This window comes from Rahnella sp. PAMC25617 (assembly GCF_050606005.1).
GTDB lineage: Bacteria > Pseudomonadota > Gammaproteobacteria > Enterobacterales > Enterobacteriaceae > Rahnella > Rahnella variigena.
On the sequence record NZ_JBOCUM010000164.1, the window covers coordinates 1 to 207 of the forward strand.

Annotated in this window: 1 pseudogene; it reads right to left on the reverse strand. The window is 49.3% G+C overall.

The window, feature by feature from the left end:
- Nucleotides 1–107: 107 nt before the first annotated feature.
- Nucleotides 108–207 (reverse strand): annotated as a pseudogene (locus tag ACM615_RS24090) (fimbria/pilus outer membrane usher protein); the annotation flags it as partial.

The following is a 207-nucleotide window of genomic DNA, read 5'->3' on the forward strand; positions in this document are numbered from 1 at the left end:
GCATAACTAACAGCGATAAATATACAGCGCAACAGCTTGGCTATGGCCTCGGATTAGGATCATTTGGTTCTGTGTCTTTTGATGCGACACATTCGGAAACGCGCACTGACGGTAACGTCGAGGTCTCCACCACCCGTACTGGGGAATAAATCAGTTATCTCAAACGGGCCAGCCGGCACATAGGTTTGATAAACCACATAGCCACCC